The organism is Stenotrophomonas sp. SRS1, assembly GCF_026130205.1.
GTDB classification, from domain to species: Bacteria; Pseudomonadota; Gammaproteobacteria; order Xanthomonadales; family Xanthomonadaceae; genus Stenotrophomonas; species Stenotrophomonas rhizophila_B.
Genome location: NZ_JAINFD010000001.1, coordinates 228669 through 244813 on the forward strand (window position 1 = coordinate 228669; position 16145 = coordinate 244813).

The 16145-nt window shown below is 64.0% G+C and carries 13 protein-coding genes and 1 pseudogene; 5 read left to right on the forward strand and 9 right to left on the reverse strand.

Annotated elements, in window-relative coordinates; genetic code table 11:
- The first annotated feature begins 3 nt into the window (after positions 1-3).
- The 3 genes from acnB (at position 4) to K4043_RS01010 (ending at position 4632) form a co-directional block, all read left to right on the forward strand.
- Positions 4-2589 (forward strand): bifunctional aconitate hydratase 2/2-methylisocitrate dehydratase, encoded by a 2586-nt coding sequence (acnB, locus tag K4043_RS01000; protein ID WP_265307864.1) that lies wholly within the window; start codon positions 4-6, stop codon positions 2587-2589.
- A gap of 613 nt (positions 2590-3202) precedes the next feature.
- Positions 3203-3661: a hypothetical protein gene (locus K4043_RS01005; RefSeq protein WP_265307865.1), complete on the forward strand. Its 459-nt coding sequence runs from the start codon at positions 3203-3205 to the stop codon at positions 3659-3661.
- A 464-nt stretch (positions 3662-4125) separates the two neighbouring features.
- Positions 4126-4632 (forward strand): hypothetical protein, encoded by a 507-nt coding sequence (locus tag K4043_RS01010; RefSeq protein WP_265308561.1) that lies wholly within the window; start codon positions 4126-4128, stop codon positions 4630-4632.
- A 61-nt stretch (positions 4633-4693) separates the two neighbouring features.
- Here the strand turns inward: K4043_RS01010 and K4043_RS01015 are convergent.
- Positions 4694-4795, reverse strand: a pseudogene (locus K4043_RS01015) (transcriptional regulator); the annotation flags it as partial.
- Positions 4796-4998: 203 nt separating this feature from the next.
- On the opposite strand from K4043_RS01015, the gene K4043_RS01020 reads away from it, so the two are divergent.
- Both K4043_RS01020 and K4043_RS01025 read left to right on the forward strand, forming a co-directional pair.
- Positions 4999-5361, forward strand: a complete 363-nt coding sequence (locus tag K4043_RS01020) for an energy transducer TonB (RefSeq protein WP_265307866.1) — start codon at positions 4999-5001, stop codon at positions 5359-5361.
- Positions 5362-5909: 548 nt separating this feature from the next.
- Positions 5910-6404 (forward strand): hypothetical protein, encoded by a 495-nt coding sequence (locus K4043_RS01025; RefSeq protein WP_265307867.1) that lies wholly within the window; start codon positions 5910-5912, stop codon positions 6402-6404.
- 143 nt (positions 6405-6547) lie between these two features.
- Here the strand turns inward: K4043_RS01025 and K4043_RS01030 are convergent, their stop codons facing one another.
- The 8 genes from K4043_RS01030 to K4043_RS01065 all read right to left on the reverse strand — a co-directional run bounded on the left by K4043_RS01030 (position 6548) and on the right by K4043_RS01065 (position 16051).
- A complete protein-coding gene (locus K4043_RS01030; RefSeq protein WP_265307868.1) occupies positions 6548-7615 on the reverse strand; it encodes a chemotaxis response regulator protein-glutamate methylesterase in 1068 nt (355 codons plus the stop codon).
- Positions 7612-8208, reverse strand: a complete 597-nt coding sequence (gene cheD / locus K4043_RS01035) for a chemoreceptor glutamine deamidase CheD (protein WP_265307869.1) — start codon at positions 8206-8208, stop codon at positions 7612-7614. Before cheD ends, K4043_RS01030 begins: the two co-directional genes overlap by 4 nt.
- A complete protein-coding gene (locus K4043_RS01040) occupies positions 8205-9068 on the reverse strand; it encodes a CheR family methyltransferase (RefSeq protein WP_265307870.1) in 864 nt (287 codons plus the stop codon). Before K4043_RS01040 ends, cheD begins: the two co-directional genes overlap by 4 nt.
- Positions 9069-9122: 54 nt before the next feature.
- Complete coding sequence (locus K4043_RS01045; protein ID WP_265307871.1) at positions 9123-11375, reverse strand: methyl-accepting chemotaxis protein; 2253 nt, start codon at positions 11373-11375, stop codon at positions 9123-9125.
- Positions 11376-11597: 222 nt separating this feature from the next.
- Positions 11598-13961, reverse strand: a complete 2364-nt coding sequence (locus K4043_RS01050; protein WP_123729176.1) for a methyl-accepting chemotaxis protein — start codon at positions 13959-13961, stop codon at positions 11598-11600.
- A gap of 96 nt (positions 13962-14057) precedes the next feature.
- Entirely contained in the window at positions 14058-14441 is a 384-nt protein-coding gene (locus K4043_RS01055; RefSeq protein ID WP_123729177.1) for a hypothetical protein, read from the reverse strand.
- A 171-nt stretch (positions 14442-14612) separates the two neighbouring features.
- A complete protein-coding gene (locus tag K4043_RS01060) occupies positions 14613-15107 on the reverse strand; it encodes a chemotaxis protein CheW (RefSeq protein ID WP_123729178.1) in 495 nt (164 codons plus the stop codon).
- A gap of 164 nt (positions 15108-15271) precedes the next feature.
- Positions 15272-16051, reverse strand: a complete 780-nt coding sequence (locus K4043_RS01065) for a flagellar brake protein (RefSeq protein WP_265307872.1) — start codon at positions 16049-16051, stop codon at positions 15272-15274.
- Between the last annotated feature and the right edge of the window lie 94 nt (positions 16052-16145).

Here is a 16145-nt window from a genome sequence, read left to right on the forward strand (position 1 = left end):
GTCATGTTGGAAGCCTACCGCCACCACGTAGCCGAGCGCGCCGCGCTTGGCATCCCGCCGCTGCCGCTGAGCGCCCAGCTGACGGCCGACGTCATCGAACTGCTGAAGAACCCGCCCGCTGGCGAAGCCGAGTTCCTGCTGGAACTGCTGACCCACCGCGTGCCGGCCGGCGTCGATGACGCTGCCAAGGTCAAGGCCTCGTACCTGGCCGCGATCGCCCTGGGCAGCGAGGTCAATCCGCTGATCACGCGCGAGCGCGCCACCGAACTGCTGGGCACCATGCTCGGCGGTTACAACGTCGCGCCGCTGGTCCAACTGCTGGACGACAGCGCCGTGGGTGCCATCGCCGCCAATGCGCTGAAGAACACCCTGCTGGTGTTCGATGCCTTCCACGACGTGCAGGAAAAGGCCAAGGCCGGCAACGCGAACGCCCAGGGCGTGCTGCAGAGCTGGGCCGATGCCGAATGGTTCACCAGCCGTCCGCAGGTGCCGGAAAGCCTGACCATCACCGTGCTCAAGGTGACCGGCGAAACCAACACCGACGACCTGTCGCCGGCCCCGGATGCCACCACCCGCCCGGACATCCCGCTGCACGCCCTGGCGATGCTGAAGAACAAGCGTGATGGCATCGAGCCGGAAGAAGATGGCAAGCGCGGCCCGGTCAAGTTCCTGGAATCGCTGAAGGACAAGGGCCACCTGGTTGCCTACGTGGGTGACGTGGTCGGTACCGGTTCCAGCCGCAAGTCGGCCACCAACTCGGTGCTGTGGTTCACCGGCGAAGATATTCCCTTCATCCCGAACAAGCGCTTCGGCGGCGTGTGCCTGGGTTCGAAGATCGCCCCGATCTTCTACAACACGATGGAAGACGCCGGCGCGCTGCCGATCGAACTCGACGTGTCGCAGATGAACATGGGCGATGTGATCGAGCTGCGCCCGTACGACGGCAAGGCCCTGAAGGACGGCGCCGTCATCGCCGAGTTCAAGGTCAAGTCCGACGTGCTGTTCGACGAAGTGCGCGCTGGTGGCCGCATTCCGCTGATCATCGGCCGCGGCCTGACCGCCAAGGCGCGTGAAGCGCTGGGCCTGGCCCCGACCGATCTGTTCCGCCTGCCGATGGATCCGCCGGATACCGGCAAGGGCTTCTCGCTGGCGCAGAAGATGGTCGGCCGCGCCTGTGGCCTGCCGGAAGGCCAGGGCATGCGCCCGGGCACCTACTGCGAACCGAAGATGACCTCGGTGGGCTCGCAGGACACCACCGGCCCGATGACCCGTGACGAGCTGAAGGATCTGGCCTGCCTGGGCTTCTCGGCCGACCTGGTGATGCAGTCGTTCTGCCACACCGCGGCGTACCCGAAGCCGGTGGACGTCAAGACTCACCACACCCTGCCGGAGTTCATCTCCACCCGTGGCGGCATCTCGCTGCGCCCGGGCGACGGCGTGATCCACAGCTGGCTCAACCGCATGCTGCTGCCCGACACCGTCGGCACCGGTGGCGACTCGCACACCCGTTTCCCGGTGGGCATTTCGTTCCCGGCCGGCTCGGGCCTGGTCGCCTTCGCCGCTGCCACCGGCGTGATGCCGCTGGACATGCCCGAATCGGTGCTGGTCCGCTTCAAGGGCAAGATGCAGCCGGGCGTGACCCTGCGTGACCTGGTCAACGCGATCCCGCTGTACGCGATCAAGTCCGGTCTGCTGACCGTGGCCAAGGCGGGCAAGAAGAACATCTTCTCCGGCCGCATCCTGGAAATCGAAGGTCTGCCGGAGCTGAAGGTCGAGCAGGCGTTCGAACTGTCCGATGCCTCGGCCGAACGTTCGGCCGCCGGTTGCTCGGTGCACCTGAACAAGGAGCCGATCATCGAGTACCTCACCAGCAACATCACGCTGCTGAAGTGGATGATCGCCGAGGGTTACCAGGATGCCCGCTCGCTGGCGCGCCGCATCGAGAAGATGGAAGCCTGGCTGGCCAACCCGGAGCTGCTGGCCCCGGATGCCGACGCCGAGTACGCCGCCGTCATCGAGATCGACCTTGCCGACATCCACGAGCCGATCGTGGCCTGCCCGAACGATCCGGATGACGTCAAGACCCTGTCCGACGTGGCCGGTGCGGCCATCGACGAAGTGTTCATCGGTTCGTGCATGACCAACATCGGTCACTTCCGTGCGGCCGCCAAGCTGCTGGAAGGCAAGCGCGACATCCCGACCAAGCTGTGGGTGGCCCCGCCGACCAAGATGGATGCCTCGGAGCTGACCAAGGAAGGCCATTACGGCACCTTCGGCACCGCCGGCGCGCGCATGGAAATGCCGGGCTGCTCGCTGTGCATGGGCAACCAGGCGCAGGTGCGTGAGGGTGCGACGGTGTTCTCGACCTCGACCCGCAACTTCCCGAACCGTCTGGGCCGCAACTCCAACGTGTACCTGGGTTCGGCCGAGCTGGCCGCGATCTGTTCGCGTCTGGGTCGCATCCCGACCAAGGAAGAGTACATGGCCGACATCGGCGTGCTGGATGCCAGCAGCAAGGACATCTACCGCTACATGAACTTCGACCAGATCGAGGACTACCAGGAAGTGGCCGGTACGGTTGCTGCCTGATCCAGCGCCGGGCGCTGCCCGGCCTTGGTAGCCATCGACCGTTGGTCGATGGGCTGAAAACAGAAACCCCCGGTGAAAGCCGGGGGTTTTTTTGATGGAATAGGCGGTTGGGAAGTAGATGTGCCCCATCTGCCTGGGGCTTTCTGCATTCGCAGCCAGTGCGCAGGAGGTGGTGCGCTAAGCTGAATGCCGAATCTCCAACGCAGGTAAACGCTACCAAGACCGGCGCGGCTGCTTCAGTCAGGTCCAGTGCGCGGCCTCTGCAAGCGGCATCGAACAGGAAAATTTCCGCCAACATGGAAGAGCGCCACGGCTCGGACTATCAAATCGTGGACTATGCACAGCAGTGGAGTTGGGCGCGCAACGAGGCGCCAGTCACGGTTTATGGCGGCAGCCACACATGGTCTGGCATTCTTCATACGCATCCTGAGGTGCATAAGGGGTACCAGCTCTCGGGAGGGGCAGGCGCGTCGGGTAAGAACGGGAGGCTTTACAGAAGAGTGTGGATGTGTACGTCGTGCCGCCAAGTGGCCCATCAAGATGGCTGGACCTGCGAGCATGGAAAAGGCAGCTTCGAACGCAAAGCCAGATGAGGTGATCTATGCGGGATGGTATGAAAAGGACATTTAGTCTTGCGATCCTTGCCGCTGTGGGGCTGACGTGCTTCATCCCGACCAGCGCGGCGGAGCGTCAAGGTGGCAGATGCCAGGCGATGAGTGGTGCTTACAAGGGTGTGCAGTACTGTCAAGTACCCATCCACGCCTTGCTGGCGAACCCGGAGTCCTACGATGGCAAGGCGGTGGCAACCTTTGGATATCTTCTCCATGAAGGCGGGCCCAGAGATGTCATCGGACCCGCGGCGGATGGGCTGCGTCGTTTCGATTTCATAGCATGTGTCGACGTTGACCGTCGTGGTGCTACCTATGAAGATTCGGCCGCGGGCCTGTCTGCCGGTGTTTACTTTGTGATGATTCAAGGTAAGTACAAGGAGGGCGCGGTGAATGGCGCTTGCGTAGGCTCGTTCTCGGATGTGTACATCTCCAGAATTTCCAAGGTCCTGGAGAACGACTGATGGGTGGGTTTGGTTGGCCTGGACCAAAGTGAGGCCAAGAGCCGAGGTCAGATTCGTTGCGCAGTCGCGAGTTGCCCACGTGCGCCATCAGCCACGCGCCGGATAACGGAACGGCCATGCGGCAGGAACGATCATCTCCCGCTTCGCCTATGAACCCTAAGGTGGCTCAATCGGGCAAGGACCAGAGGATTCACCGGGCTACACGGGCCATGCTTCCGATGCTTCGACTGGTCTGACCTACGTGCAGCAGCGTTATTACGACCCCGAAGTTGGTTCCTTTCTGTCGGTCTATCCAGTGACCGCGGCGTCTCATCCCGTCGAGCTGTTCAGCAGGTATCGCTATGCGAACAGTGATCCAGAGGTGAATTCTGGTCGATCCGTCCCTCTAGGTTTCCAAGCGTTTGTTGGACTGACGAACGGTAAGATGCACGGCTGGTCATATCTGCAGAATGGTGGCAAAACCCATGCGAATGTTAAGTATTCCACTCCTTGGTGGGCTCATTCTCGCGTCTGCATTCGGTGCAACAGCTGCTGCACCGCGGCAATGCTACGGAGAGGGGAAGGACCAGACCTGCGTACTTTCTTTTGGTGATCTTTGGGGCTCGCGCGAGCAATACGCAGGACGCCGGATCGAAATCAGTGGATACCTGGTCCGCGGCTTTGGCCAACTGGTTCTGTATTCAGGAAAAGACTATTTTCTGTACCAGAAGGCAGTCGGCGGCATCGCGGTGCAAATGGACCAGGCAATGTTGGAGGCCGCACTTGCCGAGATGCGTCCTATCCCTGGCGAGGGAGACTGGAAGGACGAGGCCCTCTGTCCAATCACCGTGCAGGGCATTTATACCGACAAGCCGTTTGGAGACTTTGCGACGTTGGGAACTGTGACGGTTGCAAGCGGCCCAAGGATGCTTCCATTTGTTGGCTCCTGCGCTGACCTGCAGCCCAGGCTGCCGCAAGGCTTGGACAAATGACTTTCATCCAGCTGGACATGGCGAACTGTTCCAGTGCCTTCGCATGCAGGAAGAAGTCATCGCCAGCGCTGCCGATCTCGATTAGCAGGCCGGCGCGGCGTTCGATCACGAACTGGTCAAGCGACATCAGGGTGAGCCAATCGTCTTCCAGCAACAGGGCCCGGGTGATCAGCACCCACGAGATTGGTCATACGCCTATGGCTTGTGCCACGTTTGGTTATAGTGCAGCAACCTCAAACGCTGATGCTGACGAGTTCAACGCAGTTCGATTCCTGGAGAACCCCTACAAGCAATACTTGGGAATGCCACTGAGAACCCATTACTCTGAACTTCCGGTGCCAGGCCCCTTGGTGGGAGGGAATTAAGATGATCGGCATCACTGCGTACTTGATGATGACGGCTGCAGCGGTATCTGGATGCGATTGCCGGTCTGGGGGTTGGGATAAGGTTGTAGAGAACACTGAGGAGCTTGTTGTCTACAAACAGCCGTTCAAGGTCCCAAGGGATCCTCTAGGCTCAAAGTACCCCGACGCCTGTGTCAGGATTGGATTCCAGATCGATGTGAACGGGCGTCCCATGGATGTCAGAATTGATGGAAGCTCCGGAAACAGGTCGATGGATGTTGCAGCCCGGGAAACCTTGACGAAGTACAGATTCGAAGTTCCTTCGAACGAAGCTGCAACAGAGTTCGCGCTTGTTTTCGTTTACCCTTCATCCGAGTCGCCGTAACGCGCAGGCGCCGCGGTCTGCCGTGTTGATTTCCTTGGAACTCAATGCGTCAATGCAACGGGAGCAGGTATCGGCGGTCGTTTGGGAACCGGCCCCACGATCACGATGATCAGGCGCCGTTTCTGCCGTCATCATCGTCTCGGCTAGCGGAACGGTCACGCGTTGTCGGCGTCGTTGCTGCATCGAGCCGTATTCCATGCGCGGACGCGGCGGTTCATGGCCATGCCGGCGGAATATGCGCGACGTCGCGTACTTCCGGGCTCCGCAATAGAGAATTCAAGGCCGCTGGTGCTGCCGCCAGAGCATGGTTCGACACTGTAATGCCGTTGGGCATCAGGTATGAATCTGAAATAGGCGTCAGGATCTTTCAGGGGATGAACAAGGGCGCGGTTCCGGGGAACTCGGTAAGCGACGGTTTTTAGTTCCAGATAAGCGTGTCGACGCTCTGCAGCTCCGCTTCCGTGCTTGGGGATGCATTGAGGCCTTTGTTGGTTTGACCGATGGCAGGATGTAAGGTTGGTCGTACTTGAAGAACGGCGGAGATATCAATGCGGGTAAGCACTCAACTTCTTGGCGGGCTTGCCTTGATGCTCAGCATCGGTGCGGCGGAAGCGGCGCCGCGGCAATGCGTGGGAGAAGGTCGGGATGAAATTTGTTTGCTCTCCTTCGGTGATCTTTGGGGTTCCCACCAGCAGTACGCAGGTCGCACCGTGCAGATCAGTGGATACCTTGTCAGTGGCTTCGGGCAGTTGTTGCTGTATCCAGGCAAGGACTATTTTCTTTACCAGAATGCGTCAGGCGGCATTGGCGTGCAGACTGATGAACACGCTTTTGGCGCCGCTCGATCGAGGATGGATCGGATGAAAGGGCGGGGGGATTGGCAGTACGAATCCCCTTGTCCAGTAACCGTTCTAGGCACCTACGACGATGCGCCGTCCGGAAACTTCTCGACGTTGGGTACGATTACCATGGAGAGCATGCCGGCGGCGACACCTTTTCCCGACCCCTGTTCTTCAAACGAAGCGCCGAAGGAGCCGCTGTGACAGGAACGGTGACGTAGGATAGAAGTTGCAGGTCGCCCAGCGACTTCGCACAGTCCCCTCGATGTCGTCAACCGACTCAGCCGGCTGCACACGGATGAAGCGCGCCAGCATCTGCGGCAGCAGGGTCTCGCGGGCCAGCCGCCTCAACCCCGCGCCAACGCCATCAACCGCTCCGCAATCCGCTCCAGCGGCACCATCTCCTCCGCTGCGCCCAGCTTGAACGCCGCACCGGGCATGCCCCAGACCACACTGGTCGCTTCGTCCTGCACCAAGGTGGGCGCGCCCGCGTTCTTCAGATCCAGCAGGCCACGGGCGCCATCGTCGCCCATGCCGGTAAGGATCGCGCCGATGGCATTGGCGCCGGCGCTTTCGGCCACCGAGCGGAACAGCACGTCCACGGCGGGCTTGTGCCGGTTGACCGGCGGGCCATCGTCGATCCGGCAGCGCCAGCGCGCACCGTCACGGATGATCCGCAGGTGCTTGCCGCCCGGGGGGAGATACGCATGGCCGGGCAGCACGGCTTCGCCGTCGGTGGCTTCGCGCACGGACATCGCCGAGTGGCGGTCCAGGCGTTCGGCGAACGGCGTGCTGAAGGTGGCCGGCAGGTGCTGGGTCACCACCACGGCCGGCGCATCGGCGGGCATGCCTTCCAGCACTACGCGCAGGGCTTCGGTGCCGCCGGCCGAGGCACCGATGGCGATCAGACGGTCGGTGGTGCGGAACTGGATGGAGCGCGGCGCGACGGGAGCCACCGCGCCGAGGGTGATGCGCGGCGGATTCGGGCGCGCCAGCGGACGCACACGCGAGCGTGCGGCCATCTTGACCTTGGCGATGATCTCGTCTGCGTAGCCCTGCAGGCCACGCGCGACATCCAGCTTGGGTTTGGAGACGAAGTCCACCGCGCCCAGCGCCAATGCCTGCAGCGTGGTGTCAGCGCCACGCTCGGTCAACGAGGAAATCATCACCACCGGCAGCGGATGCAGGCGCATCAGGTTCTCAAGGAAGGCCAGGCCGTCCATGCGCGGCATTTCCACGTCCAGCGTGATCACGTCCGGTGCCAGGCGCTTGATCTTCTCGCGCGCCAGCAACGGGTCGGCGGCGGTGCCGACCACTTCGATACCGGGATCGCTGTCGAGGATTTCGCTCAGCATCTGACGCACGACCGCCGAGTCGTCGACGATCAGGACTTTGCAGGGTGCACCGTGGGTCATTCGAACAGCTCCACGCCACCGGTGACCGGGGCTTTGGACAGACGGGCACGCACGGCCGATTCGGTCGCGGCGACTTCGGCCTCATGCGCATGCGGCAGGCGCTGCACGACCACACGGCCGGTGTCGGCGAAGAACCACACCTTGCGCGGGTGGATGCCACACAGGTCTTCGGCAATGATCGGGATGTGCTCGGCCTGCAGGTACTGGCGCACGAACTCGGCGTTGCGGGTGCCGACCGGGTTGCTGGTGAAGCCTTTGAGCACGTTGGCGCCACCGAACACCTTGGCCTCAAGGCGCTTGCGGTGCGCGCCGCGCTTGAGCAGGTCGTTGATCAGCAGTTCCATGGCGTAGCTGCCGTAGCGCGCGGGCGCACCATCACCGACGTTGCCCTCGGGCAGCAGGAAGTGGTTCATGCCGCCGACCTTCAGTACCGGGTCGCGCAGGCAGGCGGCCACGCAGGAGCCCAGCGTGGTGGTCAGCGCGGTGTTGTCGTCCACCGCCAGATACTGGGTCGGCAGCAGCTTGGCGGCGGTGACCTGGAAGCGGCTGTCGTAGTAACGCATCACCTCATCGTTGCGGATCGGCAGACTCATACCGGCGCTCCGGGCGCGCGCTTGTACAGGGTGCGCCCGCACGGCTGGATCAGATCGGCGGCGTGCAGGTAGTTCTCGGAGTGGCCGGTATAGAGCAGGCCGTCGTCGCCCATGTGCTGGATCAGGCGCGAGAGGATGCCGCGCTGGGTGGGCTTGTCGAAATAGATCATCACGTTGCGGCAGAACAGCGCATCGAACGGGCCGCCGACGTCGTAGCGGTTGGCCAGCAGGTTGAGCGGGCGATAGTCGATCAGATCGCGCAGCGCCGGGTGAACCCGGCAGTGGCCTTCGTTGGGGCCGGTGCCGCGCTGGAAGTAGCGCTTGCGGATCGCCGGATCCAGGCCGGACACCCGGTCGATCGCATAGACGCCGCGGCTGGCGGTGGCCAAGACCTGAGTGTCCACGTCGGTAGCCAGGATGCGCACCGGCGGCTTGAGCGTGCCGAAGGTCTCGCAGGCCGTGATGGCCATCGAGTAGGGCTCTTCGCCGGTGGAAGCCGCGCACGACCACAGCTGCAGGGTCCCGCCACCGTTGCCGCGCAGGCGCAGTTCGTCGGTGAGCTTCTCGAAGTGATGCGGCTCGCGGAAAAACGCGGTGAGGTTGGTGGTCAGCGCGTTGGTGAACGCCTGCCATTCCTCGCCGCCATGTGACTCCAGCTGGTCCAGGTAGTCGCTGAAATTGCGCATGCCGAGCGCACGCAGCCGGCGCGACAGGCGGCCATAGACCATGTCGCGCTTTGCGGGCGCCAGCGAGATGCCGACCCGCTGGTAGATCAGCTCGCAGACACGGCGGAAATCACGGTCGGCGAACTCGAATTCGCGGCCATTGGAGGATGCGGCGGTGGCAGGAGGCGTGGACACGGGCAGGCTCGCATTAAAAGGGGGGTGCGGCGGTCGTGCGACCGCCGCGCAGACTCAGAACTCTTGCCAGTTGCCGTCATCGGCGGGCAGGGCGCGCGAGGGCTTGGCGGCTGCGACCGGGCGGGGGGCGCTGCGCACTGGCGGCAACGCCGCACCGGCACGCGCGGTGACCGCGCTGACGGCCGCGGCGACCTGGTTGTCCAGGCGGAAGATGGCGACGGCATCGGCCAGCTGTGTGGCCTGCTCCTCCATCGAGCGGGCGGCTGCCGTGGCTTCTTCCACCAGGGCGGCGTTCTGCTGGGTGGTTTCATCCATCTGCACCACGGTCTGGTTGACCTGGTCGATGCCGGCGGACTGCTCCTGCGAGGCGGCGGAAATCTCGGCCATGATGTCGGTCACGCGCTGCACCGAGGCGACGATTTCGCCCATGGTGGCGCCGGCCTGGTTGACCAGCTGCGAGCCCTCGGCGACCTTGCCGACCGAATCATCGATCAGGCCCTTGATCTCCTTGGCCGCACCGGCCGAACGCTGGGCCAGGGTGCGCACCTCGGAGGCAACGACGGCGAAGCCACGGCCCTGCTCACCGGCACGGGCAGCTTCCACCGCAGCATTCAGTGCCAGGATGTTGGTCTGGAAGGCGATGCCGTCGATGACCGAAATGATCTCGGCGATCTTCTTGGACGAGGTCTGGATCGCGGCCATGGTGGTCACGACTTCACCGACCACGCTGCCGCCCTGGGACGCAACCGAGTGCGCACCGATGGCCAGCTGATTGGCCTGGCGGGCATGTTCGGCGTTCTGGCGCACGGTGGAGGTCAGTTCCTCCATCGAGGCGGCGGTTTCTTCCAGGTTGGCGGCCTGCTGCTCGGTGCGGCGCGACAGGTCACTGTTGCCGGTGGCGATTTCGCCTGCGGACAGGTTGATGCTGCCTGCGGCGGTCTGGATCTGGCCGACGATCTGGGTCAGCTGCGCGACGGTGGCATTGGCGTCGTCGCGCATGGTGGCGAACACGCCCTTGAAATCGCCGTCCATGCGTGCGGTCAGGTCGCCTTCGGCAATGGCGGACAGCAGCTGGGAGAGTTTGCCCAGGTTCTCGTCGCTGACCTGCATCATCGCGTTGAGGTTGGCGATCATCAGGCGGAAATCGTGATTGAAGCGGGCGGTGTCGCCGCGCTGGCTGAAGTCGCCAGCCGCGGCGGCCGATGCCAGGCGCTGGATCTCGCCGTTGATGTTGCCCAGGTTCTGCTTGACCGCATCGACGGTGGCGGTGATCTGCGCCTTCTCGCCGGGGTAGCGGGTGAGATCCGCACTCAGATCACCCTGGGCGTAGCGCTGCACGACGGACAGCACTTCGCTCATGGTCTGCACGTGCGCGCCGACCAGGGTGTTGGTCTCATGCACCATCAGGCCGTACTCGCCCGGGAAGGCGCCCTCATCCATGCGGTAGCTGGTGTTGCCGGCGTCGTGATGGGTCGCCATCTCGCGCTGGCCGCTGATCACTGCGTGCAGCTGTTCCTGCATGCGGGCCATGCTTTCCAGCAGGCGGCCAGGCTCGTCATGGGCCTGCTCGCCGATGCGGCTGTCCAGCTTGCCACGGGCGATGCTCTCGGCCACGTTGGTGGCCTGGCGCAGGGGCAGGGTGATGCGGTTGCCGATCAACCAGCTCAGCGCCAGCACGATCAGCACCACGCCGCCACCGGTGGCGGTCATGATGCCGGTGAACACCAGCGCCTGCTGCTGCACGTCCTCCATGTAGACGCCGCTGCTGACGACCCACTGCCACGGCTGGTACATGCCGGCGTAGGCCGATTTCACGAACAGGCCCTTCTCGCCGGCCTTTTCCCACTTGTAAGTGACCACGCCGCCGCCGATCCGGGCCATGCCGACCAGGTCGTAGAACAGGCGGACGCCGTCCTCGGAGCGGAAGTCCTTCATGTCCTGGCCGATCAGATCCTTGCGGAACGGATGCATGATCACGCGGTAGTGGGTGTCGTAGACGCTGTAGTAAAAGGCGTTGTTGTCCGCACGCATGCGGGCCAGGGCTTCCAGCGCGCTCTGCTTGGCCTCCTGCTCGCTGAGCTCGCCGCTCTGCGCCAGGCCGTGGTAATGATCCAGGATGCCGTAGGTCAGCTCGACCTGGGTCTTGAGGCTGGTCTTGCGCGTTTCGGTCAGGTCCACGTACTGCATGCGCGCAGCGACCACCGACAGCGCGATCACGCCCAGGGCAATGAGCAGCGTCAGCAGGTTCAGCTTGCGCCGGACGGAGAGGTTGGCGAAGTACTGGTTCCAGCGGCGGAATAGAGTCATGGGCAGGGCATCTGATCGGCAGGGAAGCACGTGGCGATGCCAGGGAAATCGCGGTGACGTTCACCCACCTGGCCGGCCGCGACGAAGTGTCTGGCAATGCTGTTATCGGCCGATTCCGGCGAGTATTTAGCCGCTCGCCATTCAGGTAGGCAGTTGGGCATGAAAAAGGCCCCGGTGCCGAAGCGCCGGGGCCTTTGTGTGACACGACTGTGCGTCAGGAAATCAGAATTCCTGCCAGTCGCCGTCGGCCAGTTCGGTGGCGACCGGGCGCGAGGCCGGGCGACGGGCCGGGGCGGCGGCGACCGGTGCGCGGGCGGTGCGCGGTGCGGCGGCAGCCACGACCGGTGCAGGCGCCAGCGCATGCTCGTCCAGCTTGAAAATGGACACGGCATCGGTGAGGTGGCCGGCCTGCTCTTCCATCGCGCGGGCAGCGGCGGTGGCTTCTTCCACCAGCGCCGCATTCTGCTGGGTGGTTTCGTCCATCTGCACCACGGTCTGGTTGACCTGTTCGATACCGGCCGACTGCTCCTGCGAGGCGGCGGAGATCTCGGCCATGATGTCGGTCACGCGCTGCACCGAGGCGACGATCTCGCCCATGGTGGCGCCAGCTTTCTGCACCAGTGCCGAACCGTCGTTGACCTTGCTGACGGAATCGTCGATCAGGCCCTTGATCTCCTTGGCGGCACCGGCCGAACGCTGGGCCAGGGTGCGCACTTCGGAGGCGACGACCGCGAAACCGCGGCCCTGCTCGCCGGCGCGGGCGGCTTCGACCGCCGCGTTGAGCGCCAGGATGTTGGTCTGGAAGGCGATGCCGTCGATGACCGAGATGATCTCGGCGATCTTCTTGGACGAGATCTGGATTGCGCTCATGGTCGTCACGACCTGGCCGACCACGTCACCGCCCTGCGAGGCAACGCTGTGTGCGCCAATGGCGAGCTGGTTGGCCTGGCGGGCGTGCTCGGCGTTCTGGCGCACGGTGGAGGTGAGTTCCTCCATCGAGGCGGCGGTCTCTTCCAGGTTCGCTGCCTGCTGCTCGGTACGACGCGACAGGTCGCTGTTGCCAGTGGCGATTTCGCTGGCGGCCGAGCTGATGGCCTGGCTGGAGTCCTTGATGCGGGTGACGATGCTGCTGAGCTGCTCGGCGGTCGCGTTGGCATCGTCGCGCATCCGGGCGAACACGCCCTGGAAGTCGCCGTGCATGCGCACGCTCAGGTCGCCCTGGGACAGCGCGGTCAGCAGGTTGGACACCTGCTCGATGCTCGCCGAGTTGGCGTCCAGCAGGCCGTTGATCTGCTGGGCCAGCTGCAGGAAGAAGCCGTCCTTGCCCTCGCTGACGATACGGCCGGACAGATCGCCTGCCGCTGCCTGCGCGATGACGCGGGCGACTTCGGCTTCGACCAGGGCTTCCGGGGTGCGGTCACGCCACTCGGCGACGTGGCCGACGGTCTCGCCCTGTTCGTTGAAGATGGAGGTCACCGACTGCGCGAACTGCGCCTGGCCGAACTGCAGCTGGCGATGCGCGACACCATGCTGTTCCAGCTGGCTCATGAAACGATCGTCGGCGCGGTTGTTCTTTTCCAGGACGAGGACGGACTTGCCGACCAGCACGGTGGCCGGGTCGAAGTCCGGCAGGTCTTTGTGCAGCTCGTCGGCGTGCTGGCTGAGCGTCTGCTGCAGGGCACGGTTGGTATAGACGATCTTCATCTCGCCGTCGGTCAGGCACACGCCGGTGGAGCTGTAGTCCAGCGCGGTCCGGATGCGCAGGTTCTCGCGCGCCACGGCCTGGTCGGTCTCGGTGCGCTCGCGCAGGTCGCGCTGCATGCGCTGCATGGCCTGCAGCAGGTCGCCCACTTCGTCCTTGCGGCTCACATCGATGTGGCCGTCCAGCTTGCCGCTGGCGACATCGTTGGCGACCGAGACGGCACCGCGCATGCTGCCCACCAGCGAACGGGCGAACAGATACACCAGCACCAGGCCCAGGGCGGCGCCGCCGAGCAGGGTGATGACGGTCAGCATGGCCGAGGCGGCGTAGGTGGATTCGGCTTCTTCGCGCGAGGCGCGCGAGAGGCGGTTGTCTTCGGCGATCAGTGCTTCGAGCGCGGAGGACGCCTTGCGGTGCTTGGCGCGGGTTTCACCGACAAAGGTGTCCACGGCATCGTCGGGCAGGTCCAGCTCGAGCATTTCGGTGACGGCGTCGTAGGACGCCAGCGAATCGGCCCAATCCTTGGCAAAGGTGTCGAACAGCTTCTTCTGCTGGGGATTGTCGATCAGCTCGGGGTATTTTTTGATCGAGGCGTCGATCTGGGTACGCAGGTCCGCAGCGCGGCTCTTGGCTTCGGCCTTGACGTCATCGCTGGCGCGGATGAGGCCCTGGTACGCGGAGTTGCGGTACTCACCGACCATGCCGCGCATTTCACCGGCCATGCGGATGCTGTCCATCCGGTGTCCGGCCAGCTCGGTGGTGACGTTGTTGAGTGAGTGGAGGCCACGGTAGGCCACGATACCCTGCAGCAGCATCACCAGCAGGAGGACGCCGAAAGTCAGCATCAACTTGGGCATCAGTTTGAGGTTGTTGATCCACGGCATGGCAGGTGCGGTCTCCAGTGGCAAACGCGTCCGGCCGACGTGACCGGTTGCAGCGGCCACGCCGGCCAGTGCCGGCGTGGCAGGGCGTACGGGGGATTACTTGATGTTGGCCAGCTTCAGGCTGGACGGCGAGCTGACTTCGATTTCAGCGCGCGAGGCATCGCGGGCGATCTTGCCGATCACGCAGACGGTCTTGCCTTCCAGCGATTCCAGCGGGAAGCTGAACTTGTCACGGTTGGCGCCGGCGATGCGGGCCGAGAAGGTGTGGCGCGGGAAGGCGCCGCCCATGTACAGGAAGGTCGGCTGGCCTTCGGAGCCTTCGGCGTAGCGGGCCTTTTCGACCTTGCCGCAGACCATGCCGTCCTTGCCGACCGAGCGCGGGGCCATTTCCGGCGGGATCATCTCGTTGGACTGGGCAAACGCGGAGGACGCGGAGGTGGCGATCACAGCGACCGAGAACAGGGCAAGCAGGGACTTCATCGGGAAATTCTCCGGGGATATGGGCAAGTGGCCCGGCCGTGGGCAATCCAGTGCAGCCGGGTCCTGAATCCAGCTATCGGCCGGCTATCGTGGAACTGAAGCACTTTTTCTCCGTGACCCGCGTTGCGTTTGCAAACGCGGGTAGAAGCGCTCTTTTTTGTGACAGACGTCTCAGGCTGCGACGTCGTCAACGACCAGATGGGTCTGGCCCATGTCGGCGCTGTCGAGCAGGGTTTCGATGTCGAGCAGGATGAGCATGCGGTCGTCCTGGGTACCGATGCCCGAGATGAAGCGGGTATCGACAGCGGCGCCGAACTCGGGGGTCGGGCGGATCTGGTCGGCGGCCAGCGGGATGACGTCGGAGACGCTGTCCACGACGATGCCGACGACGCGGTCTTCGACGTTGAGGACGATCATGACGGTGAAGGCGTCGTAGGTGGCATTTTCCAGGCGCAGTTTCAGGCGCAGGTCGATGACCGGGACGATGGTGCCGCGCAGGTTGATCACGCCCTTGATGTAGTCGGGGGCATCGGGGACGCGGGTGACGGAGTCGTAGCCGCGGATTTCCTGGACTTTGAGGATGTCCACGCCGTAGTGCTCGGCGCCGAGGGTGAAGCTGAGGTATTCGCCGCCGTCGCTGGCAGCGGTGGTGTTCTTGTCGTTCATCGAGGGGTCCTGGGTCGGGCGTGGCGGTCAAAAAACCGGCTTCACGCTGGATATCGGCCTCGTTGCGGGCGACTTTAGGGGAGGAGATCTGTCTCCAGACTACGTTGAGTGGCTCAACGGCTGGGGCAACAGCAGAAGCAACAGCAACTGGAGCTCAGTGGCCGTCAAATCTCCCCGTTTTTCCGGGCACTACGCTGTCGGTCGATGCGGAAGATATAGCGCTGGATCGCGCTGTCACCGCCGCGCGGAAGGTCATCGAAACGCATGCCGATGCGCTTCATCTCGATGCCATTGGGCAGCTTGACGGCCAGCTGATTGCACACGACCAGCGAGATCTGCAGCGGGCTGCTGTCCGGCATGTCCAGCTGGGCGGCATACCGCTTCTGCAGCGAGAAGACGTTGCAGTCGACCGGCACCGTGACCGCCAGACCCCCGCCGCTGATGTCCACCACGCGCAGGTGGAGGGTCTCGCTGCGGTCTTCGTTGATCGGGAACTTCAGGTGCGGCGAATCGGTGATCGGCGTCTCGAGACGGTACAGCTCGCGGCGCTGCAGGTGGACCAGCTCGTCCGGGAACGGCACGCGGAAGGCCACGTGGCCGTCGTTCTGGGTACGCTCCAGTCCATCGAGCCGGAAACGGACCATCACCCGGTCCAGCTGGGCGAAGCAGAGCAGGTGGCCGGCGTCTTCCGCGGCGCGGTTGGCCGGTTCGGACGGGCTGCCGTCGAGCAGCAGCCAGTCGTCGTCCTCGTCCAGCTCCAGAACGGCCGTCGGGAAGGATTGGTCGCGCCCCCCCAGATGGGCGTTGATCAACGAACGCTGGTCGATCAGCGCCTGCAGCAACTGCCGGATCTGGCGAGGGTTGCGGACCAGGTAGCGGTCGTCCGTACCGTCGTCGTGCGCGGCATGGGAGGGGTCGTGTGCGTCGAGGCTGCCTTCGGACATGGAATCTGCTGAGTTGGGCGGGTGACGACATCCGCAGATGCCAGGGCTCAGTCCGTTTATCGGCAGCGGGTCACAATTATGTAGGGTCAGATGC